This is a genomic window from Pseudomonas sp. 29, assembly GCF_002754355.1.
Lineage (GTDB): Bacteria > Pseudomonadota > Gammaproteobacteria > Pseudomonadales > Pseudomonadaceae > Aquipseudomonas > Aquipseudomonas neuropathica.
The window spans coordinates 5,174,949-5,192,285 of sequence record NZ_PEEY01000001.1 but is presented as its reverse complement, the minus strand read 5'-3'; the positions used below and the strand labels follow the sequence as shown (position 1 = coordinate 5,192,285).

22 protein-coding genes and 1 pseudogene are annotated in these 17,337 nt (G+C 55.9%); 10 read left to right on the top strand and 13 right to left on the bottom strand.

What is annotated here, in order from left to right; translation table 11 throughout:
• The first annotated feature begins 153 nt into the window (after positions 1–153).
• Positions 154–567, top strand: coding sequence for a VOC family protein (locus CLU80_RS24050; RefSeq protein WP_099758563.1), 414 nt, complete (start codon positions 154–156; stop codon positions 565–567).
• 57 nt (positions 568–624) lie between these two features.
• On the opposite strand, the gene CLU80_RS24045 is transcribed toward CLU80_RS24050, so the two are convergent.
• From CLU80_RS24045 to CLU80_RS24030, 4 genes are all read right to left on the bottom strand, one after another.
• The gene (locus CLU80_RS24045; RefSeq protein WP_093439361.1) at positions 625–954 is read right to left on the bottom strand and encodes a hypothetical protein; all 330 of its coding nucleotides are present in this window, start codon (positions 952–954) and stop codon (positions 625–627) included.
• Between the two features lie 151 nt (positions 955–1,105).
• On the bottom strand, positions 1,106–2,131 hold the full coding sequence (gene rtcA / locus CLU80_RS24040; protein WP_099758562.1) for an RNA 3'-terminal phosphate cyclase: 1,026 nt from the start codon (positions 2,129–2,131) through the stop codon (positions 1,106–1,108).
• Positions 2,132–2,139: 8 nt separating this feature from the next.
• Complete coding sequence (locus CLU80_RS24035) at positions 2,140–2,928, bottom strand: nucleotidyltransferase domain-containing protein (RefSeq protein ID WP_093439371.1); 789 nt, start codon at positions 2,926–2,928, stop codon at positions 2,140–2,142.
• A gap of 14 nt (positions 2,929–2,942) precedes the next feature.
• Positions 2,943–4,169, bottom strand: coding sequence for an RtcB family protein (locus CLU80_RS24030; RefSeq protein WP_099758561.1), 1,227 nt, complete (start codon positions 4,167–4,169; stop codon positions 2,943–2,945).
• Between the two features lie 246 nt (positions 4,170–4,415).
• Between CLU80_RS24030 and rtcR the strand changes: the two genes are divergently transcribed.
• From rtcR to CLU80_RS24005, 5 genes are all read left to right on the top strand, one after another.
• The gene (gene rtcR, locus CLU80_RS24025) at positions 4,416–6,014 is read left to right on the top strand and encodes an RNA repair transcriptional activator RtcR (protein WP_093439380.1); all 1,599 of its coding nucleotides are present in this window, start codon (positions 4,416–4,418) and stop codon (positions 6,012–6,014) included.
• 121 nt (positions 6,015–6,135) lie between these two features.
• Complete coding sequence (locus CLU80_RS24020; RefSeq protein WP_095047771.1) at positions 6,136–6,405, top strand: hypothetical protein; 270 nt, start codon at positions 6,136–6,138, stop codon at positions 6,403–6,405.
• An 84-nt stretch (positions 6,406–6,489) separates the two neighbouring features.
• Positions 6,490–6,849 carry a hypothetical protein gene (locus CLU80_RS24015; protein ID WP_093439384.1) on the top strand — a complete coding sequence of 120 codons (360 nt, stop codon included), beginning with the start codon at positions 6,490–6,492 and terminating at the stop codon, positions 6,847–6,849.
• A 381-nt stretch (positions 6,850–7,230) separates the two neighbouring features.
• Positions 7,231–7,599 carry a hypothetical protein gene (locus CLU80_RS24010; protein ID WP_286079769.1) on the top strand — a complete coding sequence of 123 codons (369 nt, stop codon included), beginning with the start codon at positions 7,231–7,233 and terminating at the stop codon, positions 7,597–7,599.
• Between the two features lie 184 nt (positions 7,600–7,783).
• Complete coding sequence (locus CLU80_RS24005; protein ID WP_286079768.1) at positions 7,784–8,818, top strand: acyltransferase; 1,035 nt, start codon at positions 7,784–7,786, stop codon at positions 8,816–8,818.
• A gap of 58 nt (positions 8,819–8,876) precedes the next feature.
• Here the strand turns inward: CLU80_RS24005 and CLU80_RS24000 are convergent, their stop codons facing one another.
• Both CLU80_RS24000 and CLU80_RS23995 read right to left on the bottom strand, forming a co-directional pair.
• Entirely contained in the window at positions 8,877–9,383 is a 507-nt protein-coding gene (locus CLU80_RS24000; RefSeq protein WP_099758558.1) for a lysis system i-spanin subunit Rz, read from the bottom strand.
• Positions 9,380–9,913: a glycoside hydrolase family 19 protein gene (locus CLU80_RS23995; protein ID WP_099758557.1), complete on the bottom strand. Its 534-nt coding sequence runs from the start codon at positions 9,911–9,913 to the stop codon at positions 9,380–9,382. Before CLU80_RS23995 ends, CLU80_RS24000 begins: the two co-directional genes overlap by 4 nt.
• Before the next feature lie 70 nt (positions 9,914–9,983).
• Here CLU80_RS23995 and CLU80_RS23990 point away from each other — a divergent pair, with 70 nt between their 5' ends.
• Positions 9,984–11,099 (top strand): acyltransferase family protein, encoded by a 1,116-nt coding sequence (locus tag CLU80_RS23990; protein ID WP_099758556.1) that lies wholly within the window; start codon positions 9,984–9,986, stop codon positions 11,097–11,099.
• A gap of 1 nt (position 11,100) precedes the next feature.
• On the opposite strand, the gene CLU80_RS30375 is transcribed toward CLU80_RS23990, so the two are convergent.
• From CLU80_RS30375 to CLU80_RS23960, 7 genes and pseudogenes are all read right to left on the bottom strand, one after another.
• Complete coding sequence (locus CLU80_RS30375; protein ID WP_286079767.1) at positions 11,101–11,496, bottom strand: hypothetical protein; 396 nt, start codon at positions 11,494–11,496, stop codon at positions 11,101–11,103.
• Positions 11,496–12,359, bottom strand: coding sequence for a hypothetical protein (locus CLU80_RS23985; protein WP_099758555.1), 864 nt, complete (start codon positions 12,357–12,359; stop codon positions 11,496–11,498). The genes CLU80_RS30375 and CLU80_RS23985 overlap by 1 nt, the downstream gene beginning before the upstream one ends.
• An 11-nt stretch (positions 12,360–12,370) precedes the next feature.
• The gene (locus CLU80_RS23980) at positions 12,371–12,970 is read right to left on the bottom strand and encodes a YmfQ family protein (RefSeq protein WP_099758554.1); all 600 of its coding nucleotides are present in this window, start codon (positions 12,968–12,970) and stop codon (positions 12,371–12,373) included.
• On the bottom strand, positions 12,961–13,998 hold the full coding sequence (locus tag CLU80_RS23975) for a baseplate J/gp47 family protein (RefSeq protein WP_099758553.1): 1,038 nt from the start codon (positions 13,996–13,998) through the stop codon (positions 12,961–12,963). The genes CLU80_RS23980 and CLU80_RS23975 overlap by 10 nt, the downstream gene beginning before the upstream one ends.
• Positions 13,988–14,386: a phage GP46 family protein gene (locus tag CLU80_RS23970; RefSeq protein WP_099758552.1), complete on the bottom strand. Its 399-nt coding sequence runs from the start codon at positions 14,384–14,386 to the stop codon at positions 13,988–13,990. Before CLU80_RS23970 ends, CLU80_RS23975 begins: the two co-directional genes overlap by 11 nt.
• Entirely contained in the window at positions 14,386–14,892 is a 507-nt protein-coding gene (locus CLU80_RS23965) for a phage baseplate assembly protein V (protein WP_099758551.1), read from the bottom strand. The genes CLU80_RS23970 and CLU80_RS23965 overlap by 1 nt, the downstream gene beginning before the upstream one ends.
• Positions 14,889–15,728 (bottom strand): annotated as a pseudogene (locus tag CLU80_RS23960) (phage baseplate assembly protein); the annotation flags it as partial. The pseudogene CLU80_RS23960 and the gene CLU80_RS23965, both read right to left, overlap by 4 nt.
• Before the next feature lie 76 nt (positions 15,729–15,804).
• Between CLU80_RS23960 and CLU80_RS30370 the strand changes: the two are divergent.
• The 3 genes from CLU80_RS30370 to CLU80_RS23950 are packed head-to-tail and all read left to right on the top strand — an operon-like array spanning position 15,805 to position 17,314.
• Positions 15,805–15,948 (top strand): hypothetical protein, encoded by a 144-nt coding sequence (locus tag CLU80_RS30370; protein ID WP_286079766.1) that lies wholly within the window; start codon positions 15,805–15,807, stop codon positions 15,946–15,948.
• 41 nt (positions 15,949–15,989) lie between these two features.
• Positions 15,990–16,202 carry a hypothetical protein gene (locus CLU80_RS23955; protein WP_076567171.1) on the top strand — a complete coding sequence of 71 codons (213 nt, stop codon included), beginning with the start codon at positions 15,990–15,992 and terminating at the stop codon, positions 16,200–16,202.
• The gene (locus CLU80_RS23950) at positions 16,202–17,314 is read left to right on the top strand and encodes a tyrosine-type recombinase/integrase (protein WP_099758550.1); all 1,113 of its coding nucleotides are present in this window, start codon (positions 16,202–16,204) and stop codon (positions 17,312–17,314) included. Before CLU80_RS23955 ends, CLU80_RS23950 begins: the two co-directional genes overlap by 1 nt.
• The last annotated feature ends 23 nt before the right edge of the window (positions 17,315–17,337 follow it).

The following is a 17,337-nucleotide window of genomic DNA, read 5'->3' as shown; positions in this document are numbered from 1 at the left end:
GACGACCACGTTATCGTCGACGTGCTTTTCAGAACAAAAAAATCTGGAAGACTCAGCCCTTTCCGGCGTCCAACGCTCTGCTATGGTTTAACCGCCCTACGCGGAACCCGGCGACACCCGTCCGCTCCGCGCCTGACTGCCGGGAGCAGAGACATGAGAATCAATCCCTACCTGATCTTCAACGGAGATTGCCGCGCGGCCTTCACCTTTTACGAGCAAGCCTTGCAAGGAAAGCTTGAGGCGATGATGACGTTCGGCGAAACGCCCGCCGCCGAGCATGTGCCCAAAGAACACCACGACCTGATCATTCACACCTGTCTGAAGGTGGGTGAGCAGATGATCATGGCCTCGGACACCACACCCGATCGCCCGACTCAGGGCATGAGTGGCTGTTCGATTTCGCTGAACGTCGACAGCATCGCCGAAGCCGAGCGCGTGTTCAACGCACTGGCCAGCGACGGCCGCATCGACATGCCGCTGGAAGCGACGTTCTGGGCGGCGCGTTTCGGCATGCTGGTCGATCGTTTTGGCGTGTCGTGGATGGTCAACTGCGAGAGCGAAAAGTAACCCTGACATTTCGTCGGGCATGAAAAAGCCCAACCGGTTCAGGTTGGGCTTTTTGCTTCAGCGCTGGGCCAATTCGTGGCGTACACATTGTTCGTAATAGGTCTGCTTGACAGCTGCAGGCTTGAGTTTCGACGTGCTGTTGTAGGTTTGCTCGGTGATTCCCATCGCGGTCATACGCATCCACGGTTGCTGGAATCGTCGCACCTGCAATTGTTTGCGCGCGCCATACAGCGAGACGCCTGACAGCTTCGATTGCTGAGCACCGGCAGCGATATCCGAACCCCAGGTGCAGGCAAAGCGATGGCTTTTGCTTAACTCTTTCGCCTGCACGCCTGTGGCGAAGACAGCCAGGGAAAGCGTTGCAACGGTGATAACAATCGTCCGCATAGAGCCCACCTAACCTTTTGAAAAAAGGCGATTTTGCCGGGGAAGCGAACGCCCGGGGGCCAGCAATTTGCCGCCTTTTCAGAGTTTTTTGCGGGCCAAAAAAAAGGCGACAGGATTCCCGATAAAATCCTGTCGCCCTGTTCATGACCAATCAACTGCCAATGACCTCAACACGCAGTCGATCGGCACCCTCCTCGCGACAATCAATACGAACCGGCAAGAACAGCTCGATCACCGCGATATTGCTGTGCAAATGCTCGGTCATGCGCGGCGTGGTGAACGAGCCACCACCGGCCAGCGCCATTGGCAACAGCAACTGATCGGCGAGGTGTTCAGCCACCGCAGCGCCACTGCGCAACCAGTCGGCAGCCTGACTGATCGCAGCATCGGCAACCTTCTCTGCGCGCAATGACACTTGGCCGAACGCGCTGAACACCTCGGTGACGTGTTCGAAAGCGTACTCCAGCAGCAACACGTTGCCTGGCCCGCGAGCCGGATCGAGCGTCACAGAGTGCAGCGCCGTAGCCGGAAGATTCAATCGCTTGGCCACTCGGCTCAGCTCACGTTGGGCGACCGTAGGTCCAAGCCCGGCGGTCAGAGCCCACGCGCTTGGTGAAATCGCTTCGCCACGGTCACACAGATCGAGTCGCGTCAGGTTCGCCGGCTGCACATTCACCTCAATCTCGCCACCGCCGGCCGGGGCAAAACCATGGCGCAACAAGTCCAGCTCAACGTTGGCACCCATGCGGCGCAGCAGCGGCAGCCAACTGCGCGTGAGAAAATCGGCCGGCGGCGCCAGCGGGTTATGCGTGCCACCGGAAATCCGCAGCCGACTCGCCTGCGGTGCCCGTAACAGCGCCGGCAACAAAGTCTGTAACACCAGTGTGCAACTGCCGGCCGTGCCGATGGCGAATTGAAAGTCGCCAGCGCGAATCGCGCCGGGTTCAAAGCTCAAGGCTTGCGAACTCAAATGTGCACCGCCAACCGTAGCACCACACACCTCGGCCGCCGCCATCACCGCCGTCAAGTGTTGGCGCAGCAGTCCCGGACGGCTGCGCCTGGCACGAATCTGTTTAATGCGAAACGCCCTGCCCGTCACCATCGATAGGCTCAAGGCGCTGCGCAACACCTGGCCGCCACCGATGGCACCGTCCAGTTCTATCACTTCCTGTTTCATGGCATTCCTTACGCGTACAGCCCGACGGTATCCCGGAGGTACTGATCCAGCCGTCGCGAGTCTTCCTGAGTTCTGAGTAATGTGGGCACTTCGCGCTCGAGTTCGGCCGCGATGAACCCGTGCAACGCCGGTCGACGCGGCCCATAGGCGCTCTCATCGGCATTGCGTTTAAGGGCGAGCAATTCGTCGACTTCATCGAGCAACGCGCGGTCGTCGACGGTGGTCAGCAGGTCGGCGAACGTCATCGGCGGCCGCCCTCGGCCTTGGTCGATCCAGCGCACCGCCAGCAGTGGCCGCAGCACGTAGAAGTACTTCTTGAAACGCACGGTTTCACCTTGCAGGTAACCGCGAAAGTTCTTCTTTGCCATCGACAGATAGTGATTGCGCGCTGCTGGCGGGCTGTAGAACGCTTCGGCGAGTTCGCGCAGCTGTGCCACCTGCGCGGTTTCACTGCGATAAACCAGCGGCGAGTCGAGCCACTCCAGCAAGGTCGGATTGGATTTGCGCAATAACCCGAGGGTCTTGCGCAGCTCCCAACCACTGACGTCGAGTTCATCGTCCAGCGGACGCTCGATCACATCACGCGGCGCATCGACCTGAACGAACCACTCGGGCTTCTCCACGTAGACAAACCGCACGTCGTAATCGCTGTCGGTCGAGGCAAAACCCCAGGCCCGACTGCCGGATTCACAGGCGTACAGCACCGTGACATTGCGCTCACGCTCTATCCGCGCCAGCTCTGCCAGTACCCGCGCACGCATCGTGGCGCACAGCGGGTGACGCTCTTCCAGTTCCATGACTTGCTTTCCTTTTATCCTTTGACGCACACCACCTGACGCAAGGTGTGCAGCACTTCCACCAGTTCACGCTGGGCGTGCATGACTTTGTCGATGTCCTTGTAGGCCATCGGAATCTCGTCGATCACCGCCTCGTCCTTGCGGCACTCCACATGGGCCGTGGCGCGAATCTGATCCTCGACAGTGAACATATTCTTGGCCTTGGTCCGACTCATGGTGCGGCCGGCGCCGTGACTGCAGGAACTGAAGGATTCTTCGTTACCCAGGCCACGGACAATGAAACTCTTGGCGCCCATCGAGCCTGGAATAATCCCCAACTCGCCCTTCTTCGCCGACACCGCACCTTTGCGCGTGACCAGTACCTCTTCGCCGAAATGCCGCTCTTTCTGCACGTAGTTGTGGTGGCAGTTGACCGCTTCCAGCGCCACTTCGAACGGCTTGCGGATAATCTGCCGTGTCGCTTGAATCACCGCGCGCATCATCAGCTCGCGGTTCTGTTTGGCGAAGTCCTGCGCCCAACCCACCGCTTCCACGTAATCATCAAAGTGCTGACTGCCCTCTTCGAAGTAGGCCAGATCACGATCCGGCAGGTTGGCGATGTGCTGTCGCATATCCGCCTGAGCCATCTGGATGAACAGGTTGCCGATGGCATTGCCGACGCCACGCGAGCCGCTGTGCAACATGAACCAGACCCGGTTGGCTTCATCCAGGCACACTTCGATGAAGTGGTTGCCGCTGCCGAGCGTACCGAGGTGCCCGCGGTTGTTGGTGTTGGCCAGTTCCGGGTACTTGTCAGTGATCAATTTGAACCGTGGCTGCAGCCCCGCCCAGGCCTGATCGGCTTGCTGCGGGATCTCATCCCAGGCGCCCTTGTCGCGCCGCGAACGGGTCGAACTGCGGCCATGTGGCACCGCTTGCTCGATAGCGCTGCGCAGACCGAGCAGGTTGTCCGGCAAATCAGCGGCGGTCAGCGACGTACGCGCGGCAATCATGCCGCAGCCGATGTCGACGCCGACCGCTGCCGGAATGATCGCGCCGACTGTCGGGATCACGCTGCCGATGGTCGAGCCCTTGCCCAAGTGCACATCCGGCATGACCGCCAGATGTTTGAAGATGAACGGCATTTTTGCGGTGTTCATCAACTGCTCGCGGGCCTCGTTTTCCACCGGAACGCCTTCGGTCCAGAGTTTGATCGGTTTGCCGTTGGCGACTTCGAGCAATTGGTAAGTGTGATCTTTCATGTCTTTATTCGACTGCGTATTAAAGAAATTTGAGTTGGCCATCATGGCGTCTCGCTGGGTTTTGCTGTTCGTTGCGATAGACATAGCAGCGGCCGTGCCAGGTTTTCAATTACCCCAAAAAAACTTCATAACTCTCTGTTTTAAATGACCTTTATTATCTATCGACTTTTTGAGTGTTTGAATTGACGACAAACCCTGCGTAGAAAAATTATCATTAGATATCGTTTTTTATCTTTAGAGATAAGCATGCAAAATAGACGTACCGTCGCCATCGGTTTTATCGGAGCCACCCTTGATCGCGTCGGTAAAGGCGCCAATCGCTGGAGCCATTGGCGCCCGAGCGTGGGCCTCTGCCAGCAGGCGGATGTGCTGATCAATCGGCTTGAGCTGATTCACGGCATCGACGCCCGCGACGTCAGTCTCGCCGAGCGGGTGCGCGCCGACATTCAGCAGGTGTCACCGGAAACCGAAGTGCGCCTGCACTCGATGGCGTTGCGCAATCCGTGGGATTTTGAAGAGGTCTACGGCGCGCTGCACGATTTCACCACTGCCTACGCGTTCGACACCGAACACGAGGACTACCTCGTCCACATCACCACCGGCACCCACGTCGCGCAGATCTGCTGGTTTCTGTTGACCGAGGCGCGCTACTTGCCCGCTCGCCTGATCCAGACCTCCCCCGCCAAGCGCAAGAGCGAAGACGAGCACGCCTGCGGCACCCACGCCCTGATCGACCTCGACCTGTCGCGATACGATCGCATCGCCTCACGCTTCGCCAATAAACGCCTGGAAGGTCTGGCATTTCTGAAGTCCGGCATCGCCACACGCAATGCCGCGTTCAACCGCTCCATCGAGCAGATCGAACGCGTTGCGGTACGCTCGAAAGCCCCCATGTTGCTGATCGGCCCGACCGGTGCCGGCAAATCCTTTCTGGCTCGACGCATCTACGAACTCAAACGCAACCGCCATCAGATGCAGGGGCGCTTTGTTGAAGTCAACTGCGCCACCCTGCGTGGCGACGGTGCGATGTCGACCTTGTTCGGCCACAGCAAAGGCGCCTTCACCGGCGCACAGAACGCCCGCGACGGCCTGCTGCGCGCGGCCGATGGCGGCATGCTGTTCCTCGATGAAATCGGCGAACTGGGCGCCGACGAGCAGGCGATGCTACTCAAAGCGATTGAAGAGAAACGCTTCTTTCCACTGGGTTCTGACAAGGAGGTGGAGAGCGACTTCCTGATCATCGCCGGCACCCATCGCGACCTGCGCAGCCGGGTCGCTGAAGGCCTGTTTCGCGAAGACTTGTACGCACGCATCAACCTCTGGACGTTCGACCTTCCCGGCCTCGCCGGCCGCCGCGAGGATATCGAGCCGAATATTGATTTCGAGTTGCAGCGCCATGCCCGTGAGCATGGGCAATTGGTGCGCTTCAACCTTGAAGCACGCCGCCGCTATCTGGCCTTCGCCAGCTCTAGCGAAGCGGCGTGGCTGGGCAATTTCCGCGAACTGTCTGCGTCGATCACGCGCATGGCGACATTGGCGGATAGCGGGAGAATTGATGAGGCGCAGGTGCAGGAAGAGATTGAGCGGTTGCGTTATGCCTGGGGCCTGACCCAAGTGGGAAGCAACTCAGAAGATTTGCCAGGGAATGAAGAGAGCATGGATCTGTTTGACCGCTTGCAGTTGCGGGCAGTGCTCGAGGTCTGCCGGCAAGCAGACAGCCTGTCAGATGCCGGTCGCCGCTTGTTTGGCATCTCGCGCCTGGCCAAGGCGCAGCCTAATGATGCGGACCGCTTGCGCAAGTACCTGGCCCGGTTCGGGATTGAATGGAGCCAGTTGGCGCCGTAGATCTCTGAGACGTATAACGCCTGGCCACCTTACTTGACCGGATGCCGCTGGTCTGATGTACCGCACCTTCGCCCTGTGAGTTCTTCCAATGCAGTACATCCCCGACCTGGAAGACAACCTCATGAACAAGCGAATGATTGCTATCGGATTGGCAAGCCTGCTTTCACTGTGCCCACTGTTTTCCCTTGCGGCTGAAAAAACAGGCGGCTCCTCAGTTCCAGCCACTGCGATTCCCGGCGTAAACCAAGGCGGATCCGAGTCAAAAGAAGACAAAGCCGACAAGAAAGGCGAGGAAGCATCAGGATCAAATTCCGGTGCCGAAGCACACGAAACACAGAAGGATGCCAACACCTCGAGCGATTCCGCAGATGTTAAAAAACCCAGCCAGTGAACCGCTGCTTTTGGCCGATGAACAGATGGTAGCGCCGAGCCATGAATGCTAACGTTCCCGGCCAACATTCAGGGATGGCGTGCCATGTTCAATCGGTTTCTGGCGACAACGGCAATACTCCTCACTTTCAGCTTTGCAGCGCACAGCGCACCCTTGCCCAGCGAATATCTGGAAGAGTGCCAGCGAGTCGAAAATTCGGCCAAAGCCATCATGAAAGCCAGGCAAGGAGGCGTGCCCCTCTCCTCCGTCCTGGAACTGGCCGACAACGCAGGAAAGGAGAGCGAGTATGTGGGTAGTTTGTACAAAGCCTTGATCGGGCAGGCCTACGACATGCCTAGGGAGTCGGACGCGAGGAAGCAGGAGAAGGTGGTGGCTGACTTTCAGCAAACTTTTTATTCGCTTTGCATCGATTCGGCGCAGAAAACGGCGAGTGAAAGAAGCTGACGGGAAATGCTCTTCTATAGAGAGCAAAAATCACTGCGCATGAAAAAGCCCAATCTTTTCAGATTGGGCTAAGTCATTGAATTATATGGTCGGGACGGAGTGATTCGAACACTCTACCCCTAGCACCCCATGCTGGGGACTGTAGCGACCCAAGCAATTGTTTTATAAGGATAACAGCCCTTTTTGAGGGTAGCAAAACATCCAGATTTTTGTGCTTATGCAAACGAAAACACGCGGCCTCCAGAGGAGGTTTTGCGCACACGTCTCCGGCTTCCTGCCGACTGAATACCAATCCAAAACCCTACAGCTCGTCGCTTCATCCTCGCCCATAATCCGCACCTAGACTACTGCATATCCAAACAGTATAAGCAAGGCGCTTCCGTGGATTCTTTTGATATCGAAAATACCGACGACTGGCTTGGTTGCCCGACTCCGCTCGAGACCTGCCGGCCTCAGCTCGCTCTCTACGAAAATGAGTTTGAAGAATTGAACCTGCAGCTTCGCCAGTCCAGGGAGCAGATATTCGAGCTGGTCGAGATGCACCCCGCCGTCGCAATTGAACGCGATCAACTCCGCACGCAACTGGCCGCGGCAAGGTCAGAGGCTGCCGACGCAAACCGGAAAGCCACCGATATCGAAACCAAAAGCAACTGGCAGTTGATGTCCAAGGACAAGCACATCAGCGAACTAAGCACAAAGCATGAAGCAGCTACAGGGATCAGCGTGCGGACTGGCCAACCGATCCGGTGACCTCACTCATAGTGTGCGGGCGCCAGTGCTCTGACATAAGCCTGGCACGCCTGCAGCGCGATCAGTACTCGGAACCAAGCCTCCGCAGCGCTGGATAGGTTTAACTCAGCACAGAAATAACGTGTATCATTGCCGACACAATACGGTACAAATATAAAAAAATCCGAAGTCGCAGGAGCGAATCGTGCACAACAGAATCATCTATACGGACACTCTTAAAGTAGTGTCAGTACTAGCGGTAATTCTCTATCACGTCTGCATGCACTACTACACCTATGGAACGCCGGGATGGAACTCCGTAATAGGATACTCATCATTAACTAGATTCTGCGTACCTATATTCTTCATGGTGTCCGGAGCACTTCTCTTGAGAAGAGCAGAAGATATATCGAGTTTTTTTAAGAAGCGACTCTCAAAGATAATTATTCCGCTAGTATTTTGGTCTGTACTTTATTACACATTCTATTTATTCATAAACTCCAAACTGGAAGACTTTAGCTTCTCCAGCGCCGTTGCAAACGTGATATTCACACCAGCCGCAGGACACTTATGGTTTGTGTACGCGATTCTTGGCATTTATTTTTTGGTGCCGGTGCTGTCAGCAATCAGCGAAGACAGGAAGCAATCAACCCTGATTTATTACACATCCATATGGTTTTTGTTTGCCTCTTTGCTCCCATATATAAGACTTTTTGGAATAGACATACCTGCAAATTTCGGGTCATGGTATTTCGTAAATGAGATACCCCAGTTCTATAACTACTCCGGCTACTTCACTCTTGGATACATTCTTTATAACACAAGAGAAAGCAAGCCATTAACCAAACTATCTATACTTGCCTTCGCCACCAGCGCGACTGCCATGTTTTTCCTTGTATTGTTTGATAGCTCTGCAAAAAAGGCGATTACACAAGACTACTGGGAATTCAAAACACCTCTGGTCGTTATCATGTCAGCATCAATATTCTACATAGCCAAAAACTTTAACAGCGCACTATCAAAAACACAGAAAGCCTCTTCATACCTGTCCAGCCTTACCTTCGGTGTTTATCTTTGCCATGTAGCTATTATTTATTTAGTGTGCGACATGTACGACTGGACGATGCTGTCAATACCTTTGTTACTCAGACTTCCAGCCCAAGCATTGATTGTCGGAATTATAAGCTTCTCTATTGTAGCAGTCATATCAAAGACCCCCATCTTAAGAAAAGTAATTTGACACCTAAGCCCCCCTTGACGATAGGCTTTCTCGTTTAGAACAATATGGATCGGAGCCATCAGTGCACTAGGCTGCGCACATATGCCTGACACGCCTGCAGCGTGATCAGCCCCCGGTCACCGGTGTCGGTGATGGCGATAATTCGTTGAGCATGCGCCGGGTCAAGTCGGGCTCGTACGGCTGCATGATCCACGCCGCCGGCGCCGGCGGTGGCTGGCACACCACAGCCTTTGGCGGCGTCGCTTGCATCGAGTAGGACTGACAGCCGCAGATCAGAAGTGGCAAGGCGATCGCGCAGGCGATCTTGGTCACGTTGAGCATCAGTCATTTTCCTGAAGTGGGTTTGCTCGCTGGCCGCCAGGCGCTGCTCGAGCGCGAGGCGTTTGTCCTGCTCGGCCTGCTGCGCGGTGGCTGCCGCCTGTGTCAGTTGGTTGAGGGTTTCGGCGTGCTGTCGCACCTGCTCTGCGAGTTGCTGACCGTAGCGCCAGTTCTGAAACTGCCAGGCGGCGCCGAAGCCGGCGAGAACCAGCGCCAACAGGCCGAGCAATCGCCATGGGACGTTCACGCCAGCACCGCCCGGGCCTTCTCCCACAGCGCCAGCCGATCCGCCAATCCGTTCAGCCCGCCGTTGATCCGTCGAGTGAGGGTGATGAACTCGTTCCGATCGGCCAAATCGTTCAGCCCCTTCTGCTTCCAGAACCATGCCGCCGACATCGCGGCATGCTGCGGCAGCTCAAGCAGCTCGGGATGGCTGATCAGGTCGAGGCCCAGCGCCTCGCCGCACTTGGCGTAGTTTTCCCGACCGGTGATCTGGATCAGGCCGCGCCCGCAATACTTACGGCCATCGCCCGGCACGGTGTTGCCCAGGTCTACACGACCTTCGTAACCGCGCTGTGCAGCGGTCGGCCCCCAGATTTCACGGACGTAGCACAGCTGTCCAGACTCATGGCCAATTTGGGCGATAAACGCCGCGGCGCGTTCGGGGCCAACGATCTGGTAGTGCTGCATGGCAGTGTTGAGCGCGGAAACAAAAACGCCCGCTTGAGTGCGGGCGTTCGGTAGGATCTGCAGCAGTTGTTGTGCAGTGATGGGCATTTTTCCTCCTGAGAGATAGCGCCTCGCGCTAGAATGGCGCCGACCATCCGACAACCAGAAAAGTTATTTAATGAACTACAACAAGGAAAGTGTTCAATACATCAAAGGGCTAGATGGGCTACGTGCAATAGCCGTTTTGCTTGTTACATTCTTTCACTATTCAAATTTTTTTCCAGAATTAAAAAATGCAACACTACTATCTGTTCCTTGGGGCGTTTTTTCTGTTGGATGGGTTGGAGTTGATATTTTCTTTGTGCTGTCTGGCTATCTAATAGCGAAGATGCTATTAAGAAATCCAATTTCATCACCTAAGACATATGCAGCATACATAGCAAAACGCGCAAAAAGACTTCTCCCGGCCTATCTAGCATGCTCAATTATTTGCATATCAACTCTTTATGCCTTCTCAATAGATCAAAAAATTTTAGATAATCAATACCTAATCTGGACTTTATCATCAAATACTCCGACAATATTTGGTGAACGATCAGCACTAGGTGGGAACTACATCACACTAGTACACTTTTGGTCACTCGCGCTTGAATGGCAATTCTATATCACATTCCCTGTCGCACTCGCGATAACGCGATCAGCAAGAACGACAGCAATTATCGCAGTGCTAATAGCGATCACATCAAGGATGATCTTGATGTTTATTGCTCCGCAAAACTTCGACAATGCTATATACGCCTTCACACTATGCCGCGGCGACTCGCTCGCGTTCGGGGTTTTAATTGCCACACTCGACCCAGCCAAATATCTAAAGCATATAAAGCCCATCGGACTTTTTGGCTCATGCTTACTTCTAGCTATATTGTTCACAACAACACAACACGAACTACCATTTAAGTCGATAAGCTGGCTTCAGTCATTCGGCTACACAGCAATTGCTGCTGCGTCCGCAATGATCATATTTTCAGTTGCAAACTTAGATAAAAACACAATACCTATTAGACTTCTAGAATCCAGCCCAATGACTACCATAGGCCGATATAGCTACAGCATTTACATTTGGCACCTCCCTATGTATCCGTTAATAGCAATCTATGCAAAGCAACTTTCTACTATACCTTACATGCAAATGCTTATATCTTTTGTGATTGCGATCACATTCACGGCCCTAGCTTCGTCGCTATCATACAATTATCTTGAAAAGCGATTCATGTACGCTAGGCCGATAAATTGATTTAAGTATTTTCTGGATAGTCAGGTTTAACAGGAAAAGGTTCTGAAGGATTACCATCGTCAGCGCTTAAGATATTTCGTAGCGCCCAAGTGTATTCGTTCCAGTCTTGCGGATATGGGGCTCCTGCTTTAAAGCAGCGAAGCGCGACAGTATCCGTAGCAACCAAGGCTACAAGAGCATCTTGTTGACGGACTCGCCAAAGGCGTTTTTTCTCAATCGCTGCAGCCTCTTCTTGTGTTATTACTGGTGGAGTGTAGGGGGTCAGCGTAGTCGGAACGTTAACAACCTTGACGCCAGACGCGGTGTAGAACGTATAAATACCTTCTTCAATCTCAAATACCACATCATCATCAAACGACCATATTGAATTATTTGATGTATCGATAAAATCCCGCATCAATACTCACTCCACTTAGAGACAAATCCGCTACCATTACCAGCATTGTTCAGTACATATGAAGCACCCGGAGGAACAATAGCAGTGACACTGCCAGAAATATTTTGACCCGAGCCGGCGGGGCCAAGCATTCCACATATAACAACACCACCTACGGACAATGCATATCCAGATCCCGTGGTTCCATTACCACTTCCAGAACCTACATACACACACACCCATAAAGGCCTACCCGTTAAGTTGTTATAAGTTTGCCCAACAGCTCTTACAGGAGCTGCAAGTGTTGCTGCACCGCCCCCCAGTGTCTGACCCAAGGTGGTAGCTTGCGAACTTTGCGAAGCGTTTCCAACTTGGAATGCTCCACCACTACATGCAACCAGCACCCAAGAACCAGCAGCCACAGAGCTATTGTACTGAAGCCAAGCATATCCATTGGCTGCAAGCTCGCCGCCTTGAAGAGGTGCATGCGCTGAACCGACTATTGGCTTTGCAGCAACACCGTCTGGAGCAAAGGTACTTGCGCCCGTGTTTGCCGTCTTGACTTTGATACGAACTACAAGACCGTCACTTAGTGCAGTAATAGCAGGCGTAAAAGCTGCTTTGTAAACGCCAGCAGTACCAGTATCGGCGGCATAGTTAGTCGACGCTGACTGAACAATCCCTTTGATGGCCTTAAGTAGTTGGGTTAAATCCGCTTCTGCCGGAACCTGTCCAACCGCCTTGATTACATTAAGCAACTCTTCCGTGACTGCGTTCCCCCATTCAGCAGGAATCAAAGAGCCCGGCGTGCCCGCAACTGCGTCTTCGTTTACAAACTTCCCATTCACCAGCCCAATACTGGGCACGCTAATCGGATAATCCACGTCTTTACCTCTCAGTCGTAATTGATGTGCACAACAGTGTGGGCCGGCGACGGGCGTCGGATGGTGCATTCGAGGGGGTTGCCAGGGTTCGCGCCGAAACGCTCACCCCAGTAACTGACGCCAAAACGACGGCCTTGCCGCTGGCGGCCACCGGTATTTAGAGTCCATATGAATTGCGCTTTCCAAGTACCGAAATGAGCCAACCCGAAACGAGAACGCCCCATCCGCGGCGCTCGATGTTCGGTGATAGTCGCATCGGGGTAGCCCTGGTTTACCGCGATTTCAATGAAATACGCCCTACTCTGCCCGCCTACCTCTACGAGTCGCCGACGAACAGCCAAGGGGCGATCCTCAAAAGCTGGGTTCGGGCCTAGGCACGGATCCGGCAGGTTCATAACTGCCTCCCAGTCGGGCACTAGCTCGCTCACGCCAGAAGGATCCATCTCGTTCAGCAGGTCTACCGCCCTGGCGTCGAGGCGAGAGAATTCAACAGCGACACCTTTCAGCACCAGGTCTATCTCCGGAACCAGCTCTGGATCCCAGGCTGGCCCGGCAGGTAAGAGGCCGCGAAGCTGGCGGCGGTACTGATCGACGGTTCTCGCTACAGCCATGTGATGCCTCCGAAGGTCAGCAGCTCATTGGCAGCCGCGGGCACATCGGCAGCTGGCACAGTGAGCGAATGGTCGGTTTCCCCGGCAGCGCCGCTGATGGCCTCCCTAATGTGGGAGATCAACAGCTTGTCGCCTAGACCTGCTTCGCGTTCATGCAGGTCCTTCAGGCTTGCGGTAATAGCTGCGCGCACTGCGGTTGTATCGGGCACAGGGTGGATGCTGTAAAGGACGGGTTTTAGTGTCGGAGCCAGAACGTAGAGTTCGGCTGTCACAGGCCGCAACGGCTCGATGTAGTCCTGGATTTCCAGTAACTGCGCAGGATTCGGCACGGGTACCGGATCGTTGTCACGCATCACAAAAAGCCCGACTGTGCCGGGCCCCAGATAATTGCCGCGACACCATGCTCTGGTAACGCCCGGAAACTCCAAGGCCCACGTCTCGTAATCGTCTACTGACCCCCCGTGCGGGATAACGCGGTAAGAGCGGATCACACGCGCGCGAAGCGATTCAATACTTTCCTTTTCAATTCCGCCTGACAGACCCGGGGTGATGACGGTGAACGCGTTGGTAACGCCAGCAACCGGCTGGACGAGTGTCAGCTGAAGGCCTGAATCAGCGTTGCCAAGTGCGCCCGCCTCTACCGCTTCAATTGCAGCAGTGTTAGGGCCCGCGGTTGTGGTGACACCGGTGGTCACGCGATACATGCGGCCGTCACCTGCCTGCAGCACGACATCAACATCCAGCACAGCGCCAGCGGCGGCACTGAAGCTGACACTGCCTTCCGCCGGTTGAGCTGCGTTGCGCGGCCGATTCAGGCGCAGCGCGGCGATGCGCTCCAGGGTTTCTTCGTCGGCCTTGTCCGGCAGGATCTGTTCAGCAATCCAGTCGAGGTATCCGTACAAACCGTAGGCCGTGCCACTCAAGGTTCGCGCCAGCACCTGCGCATCGGAGCGGCGCAGCGATTCGCTGGCCAGATCGATTTGCGTGCGACTGATGAGCACCGGCAGTGAAGGTGTTTCAAACGGCATAGATCACCTGCCAGGAAGAGATAGGTTTGATTTCGATGCGATCGCCGCCAGGCACCGTGATGATGACCGTCAGGTTGAGGCGACTGATTTCGGCCTTCTCGCTGTTGATCTCGATCGCGATCGCGTGGCCGTCGTCCAACAACCAGCGCAGGGCTTCGTTTGCGTAGAACTCGGCGTCACGCTGCGTGGCGTCAGTCAGCTTTACCCGGCGCAACAGCCACAGGCGCGAGCCAATACGGTCGTCCGCAATATTGGGGTAACTGTCACCCCACCAGCCGAACAGCTCTTCGTCGTCCACGGGGTCATCGGTCAGCGCTCGGCGCCAGGTAAACAAACTGATCAGCACCGCACGGGTCAGGGTGGATTCACGATCATCAGAAAAGATCATCAGGCCCCCGCTGCGGGTGGCCCGCTGTTGCCGTTACCGGCCTGAACGTTAATGTGAACATGCTCGATCTGGCTCACGCCGCCGGCCACTTGGTCACCGGTAGATAGAATCTTCCCGGTCTGGTTGATGACCGGCGTATCAAAATTCACCGCGGTCGTTGCCTTGATGTTTAACGTGGCGGTTTCGATATCGATGATCCGGCCGCGCTTGAAGTGGATCTTGTCGCCTTCATCCGTGTAGATGGCCACCTCGCCCGACTCCAGTTCCTTGATGCGGTACCGGCGATCTGACGCAACCACGACCACCGCATGAGACCGATCACCGCCGAGGAACATTGTCACCACCTCGGCACCCGGCAATGGATTGCTGGTCAGCCCGTAGGGCTCGAAGTGCTCGACGTTGTCCTTCAGCTCGCCGGCTGTCAGCCTCACCTGCAGCGTCTGCATCATCTTCCCGGCCGCAGCCAGCACAACCGTGCCGCGTGCCATCATGCTTTTCAGGCTCATTTTTTCGGCTCGTAGTCTGCGGGGATGAGGTACTCGAAGTTGTCGGCATTGCCGCCCTTCTTCAACTTGCGGTCTTTGTGCGGGTCGTGCGGTTCTGGCTCGAAGCCGTCCGGTGGACCGACCTCCAACTTGGTGATCTGCCCGCTGTCGGTGAGCGTGTAAGTCACACGGGCGATGAGCATGATGCGATCGAAGCCCACTATTGGATCAATGACCCGCACCAGCGAGTTGTGTTTCCACAGCGCCCCGTTCGACTGACGCCAGCCCTGCACGGTGTAATTGGTGGTGAGAGCTTTACCCATGCGCGTGCCGCGCTCCCAGTTCGCCCGGGCCTGCGCCAGCTCGTTGGTCATCTGGCCTGATTCCTGAATGATCATGACCCGCTTGCGGCCAACGCGCGGATCCGCCACCAACGCCGACACCTCTGCGGCCTGCTCGCCGAATTCGTCGTCGGTACCGCTCTTCTGACCGAGCACCTGGTATTCGGAAAACACCGCCGAGAAGTCCAGCGCGGCGTCACCGGCCAGGATGTTGTTGCCGACTTCCAGCGCATCGAACGCCCGAACCTCGCTCCCGGGCTTGGCGAGCACGGCCATGCCCTTGGCGTCATCGGTGGAGAAAACGCGGAACAGCGTCAGCAGGCGGTCGATGGACTCGAAAACCGTTTCGCCGGGTTCGATCGTGTGGTCTGACAGCTTTGCCCCTTCCGGGATCTCGCTGCTGACACGCACGCCGTAAGGAGCCGCCAGCGCCCTGACGATCGAGAGAACGCTTTGGTTGTTCCACTGCCCCGGCTTATTGATTGCCGCGCAGTCCACCAGATCGGCGGTGAGGGAACCCTTCCCTTTTCGACCCGATTCGAATCTCGGTGAATCAGCGATTTTGATTCAGGAGATGACGCAGGCAGGAATCTTGACCCTGTTCGGGCACGGCGCGCAGTTCGAGGCCCAGGGATTTGGCCACGTCGGATTTACGGGTGCGCCTGCTGCTGCGCTGACCCGCTGCTACATCGCGTGGAAACTCGGCCAAGACTTCACGGCCACTCCGACCAACTGATCACCACCTTCTGCCGCCACGCGCGGCATGGAGCATCACCAATGAAAAAAGAGCTGATCAAGATCAGTGAATTCCAGCGCCGGCGCTGGGGTGAAAACGGAACACCACCCTGCCCCCAGGCGATCCGCAACTACATACGAAACGGCAAGGTGCCCGGCGAGCAAATCGGCAAACTCTGGTACGTTGACTGGACAGCCTTCAGCCGGTCAGACGGCAATGATCTGGTCGCGATGGTATTGAAAGGAGCTGCATGATGGTCCCACGGCCGCGCAACAAGGCGAACAAGAGCCTACCGCAGAACCTGTATTTCGATTCGCGGCGCTCGACCTATCGCTACCGCCGGCCCACCGACGGTAAGTGGTTCCAGTTCGGATCTGACCGGATCAAGGCGATCGATGCCGCGAAGCAGTTGAATCTGGAGTTCATGCGCGGCGCTGACCTGGTCGGCGCCGTAATGGGCAGCACATCGGAATCGTTCGCCGGCTTCCTGGACGCATACGAACGCGACGTTCTGCCGCCGAGGGAACTCGCAAAAGGAACGCTGGGCTTGTACGCCGTGCATTTCCGTCGTTTCAGGAAACAGTTCGACGGCAAAGCCATCGATCAGATCACGATCCGCATGATCGCGGAGATGCTGGACGCCCTCACCCCGCGAACTGCCAACCAGTGCCGCGCGCTGCTGATCGACATCTTCAACCACGCAGCGGCAAAAGGGCTGTGCCCGGATAACCCGGCCGCCAGCACCATCAATCGAATTGAGAAGAAGCAGCGCAAGCGACACACCGTCGAAGGCCTGAAGGCTATTCGGGAAAAGTCACCGTTCTGGCTGCAGAACGCAATCGACCTGGCACTGATCACCGCGCAGCGCCGGACGGACATCTTGAATATGCGGTTCGATGGTGTTCGGGAAGGGTTTTTGTATGTGGTTCAGCAGAAGACGGCCAAGGCCAGCGACGCGGCGTGGATCCGGTTCAAAGTGACCGAAGAACTCCAGGCGGTGATCAGCCGTTGCCGGGATGACATCGTCTCACCGTACCTGATCCACCGCAGGCCCGATCGCAAAAAGCAGAAGCAGGCGCAGACGAAGGACCACTGGACTCAGGTCGAAGAGCGATATTTGACGCGAGCCTTCAAAGAGGCCCGGGAAGCGGCGGGTTGTTACAAGGGATGGAAGGAAGAGGAAATGCCGGGCTTCCATGAGGTGCGTGCGCTGTCGCTGCACCTGTATCAGAAAGCCGGAAAGGACGGTCAGAAGATCGCCGGACACGCAAGCGAGACCATGACGAAGAATTACCAAAAGGACCACGCCGAAATCGTCTGGTCGGAGGCGATTCCTGATCTGAATATCAGCGAAATCACCGGGTAGTTTTGCGCAAGTTTTGCGCGGGT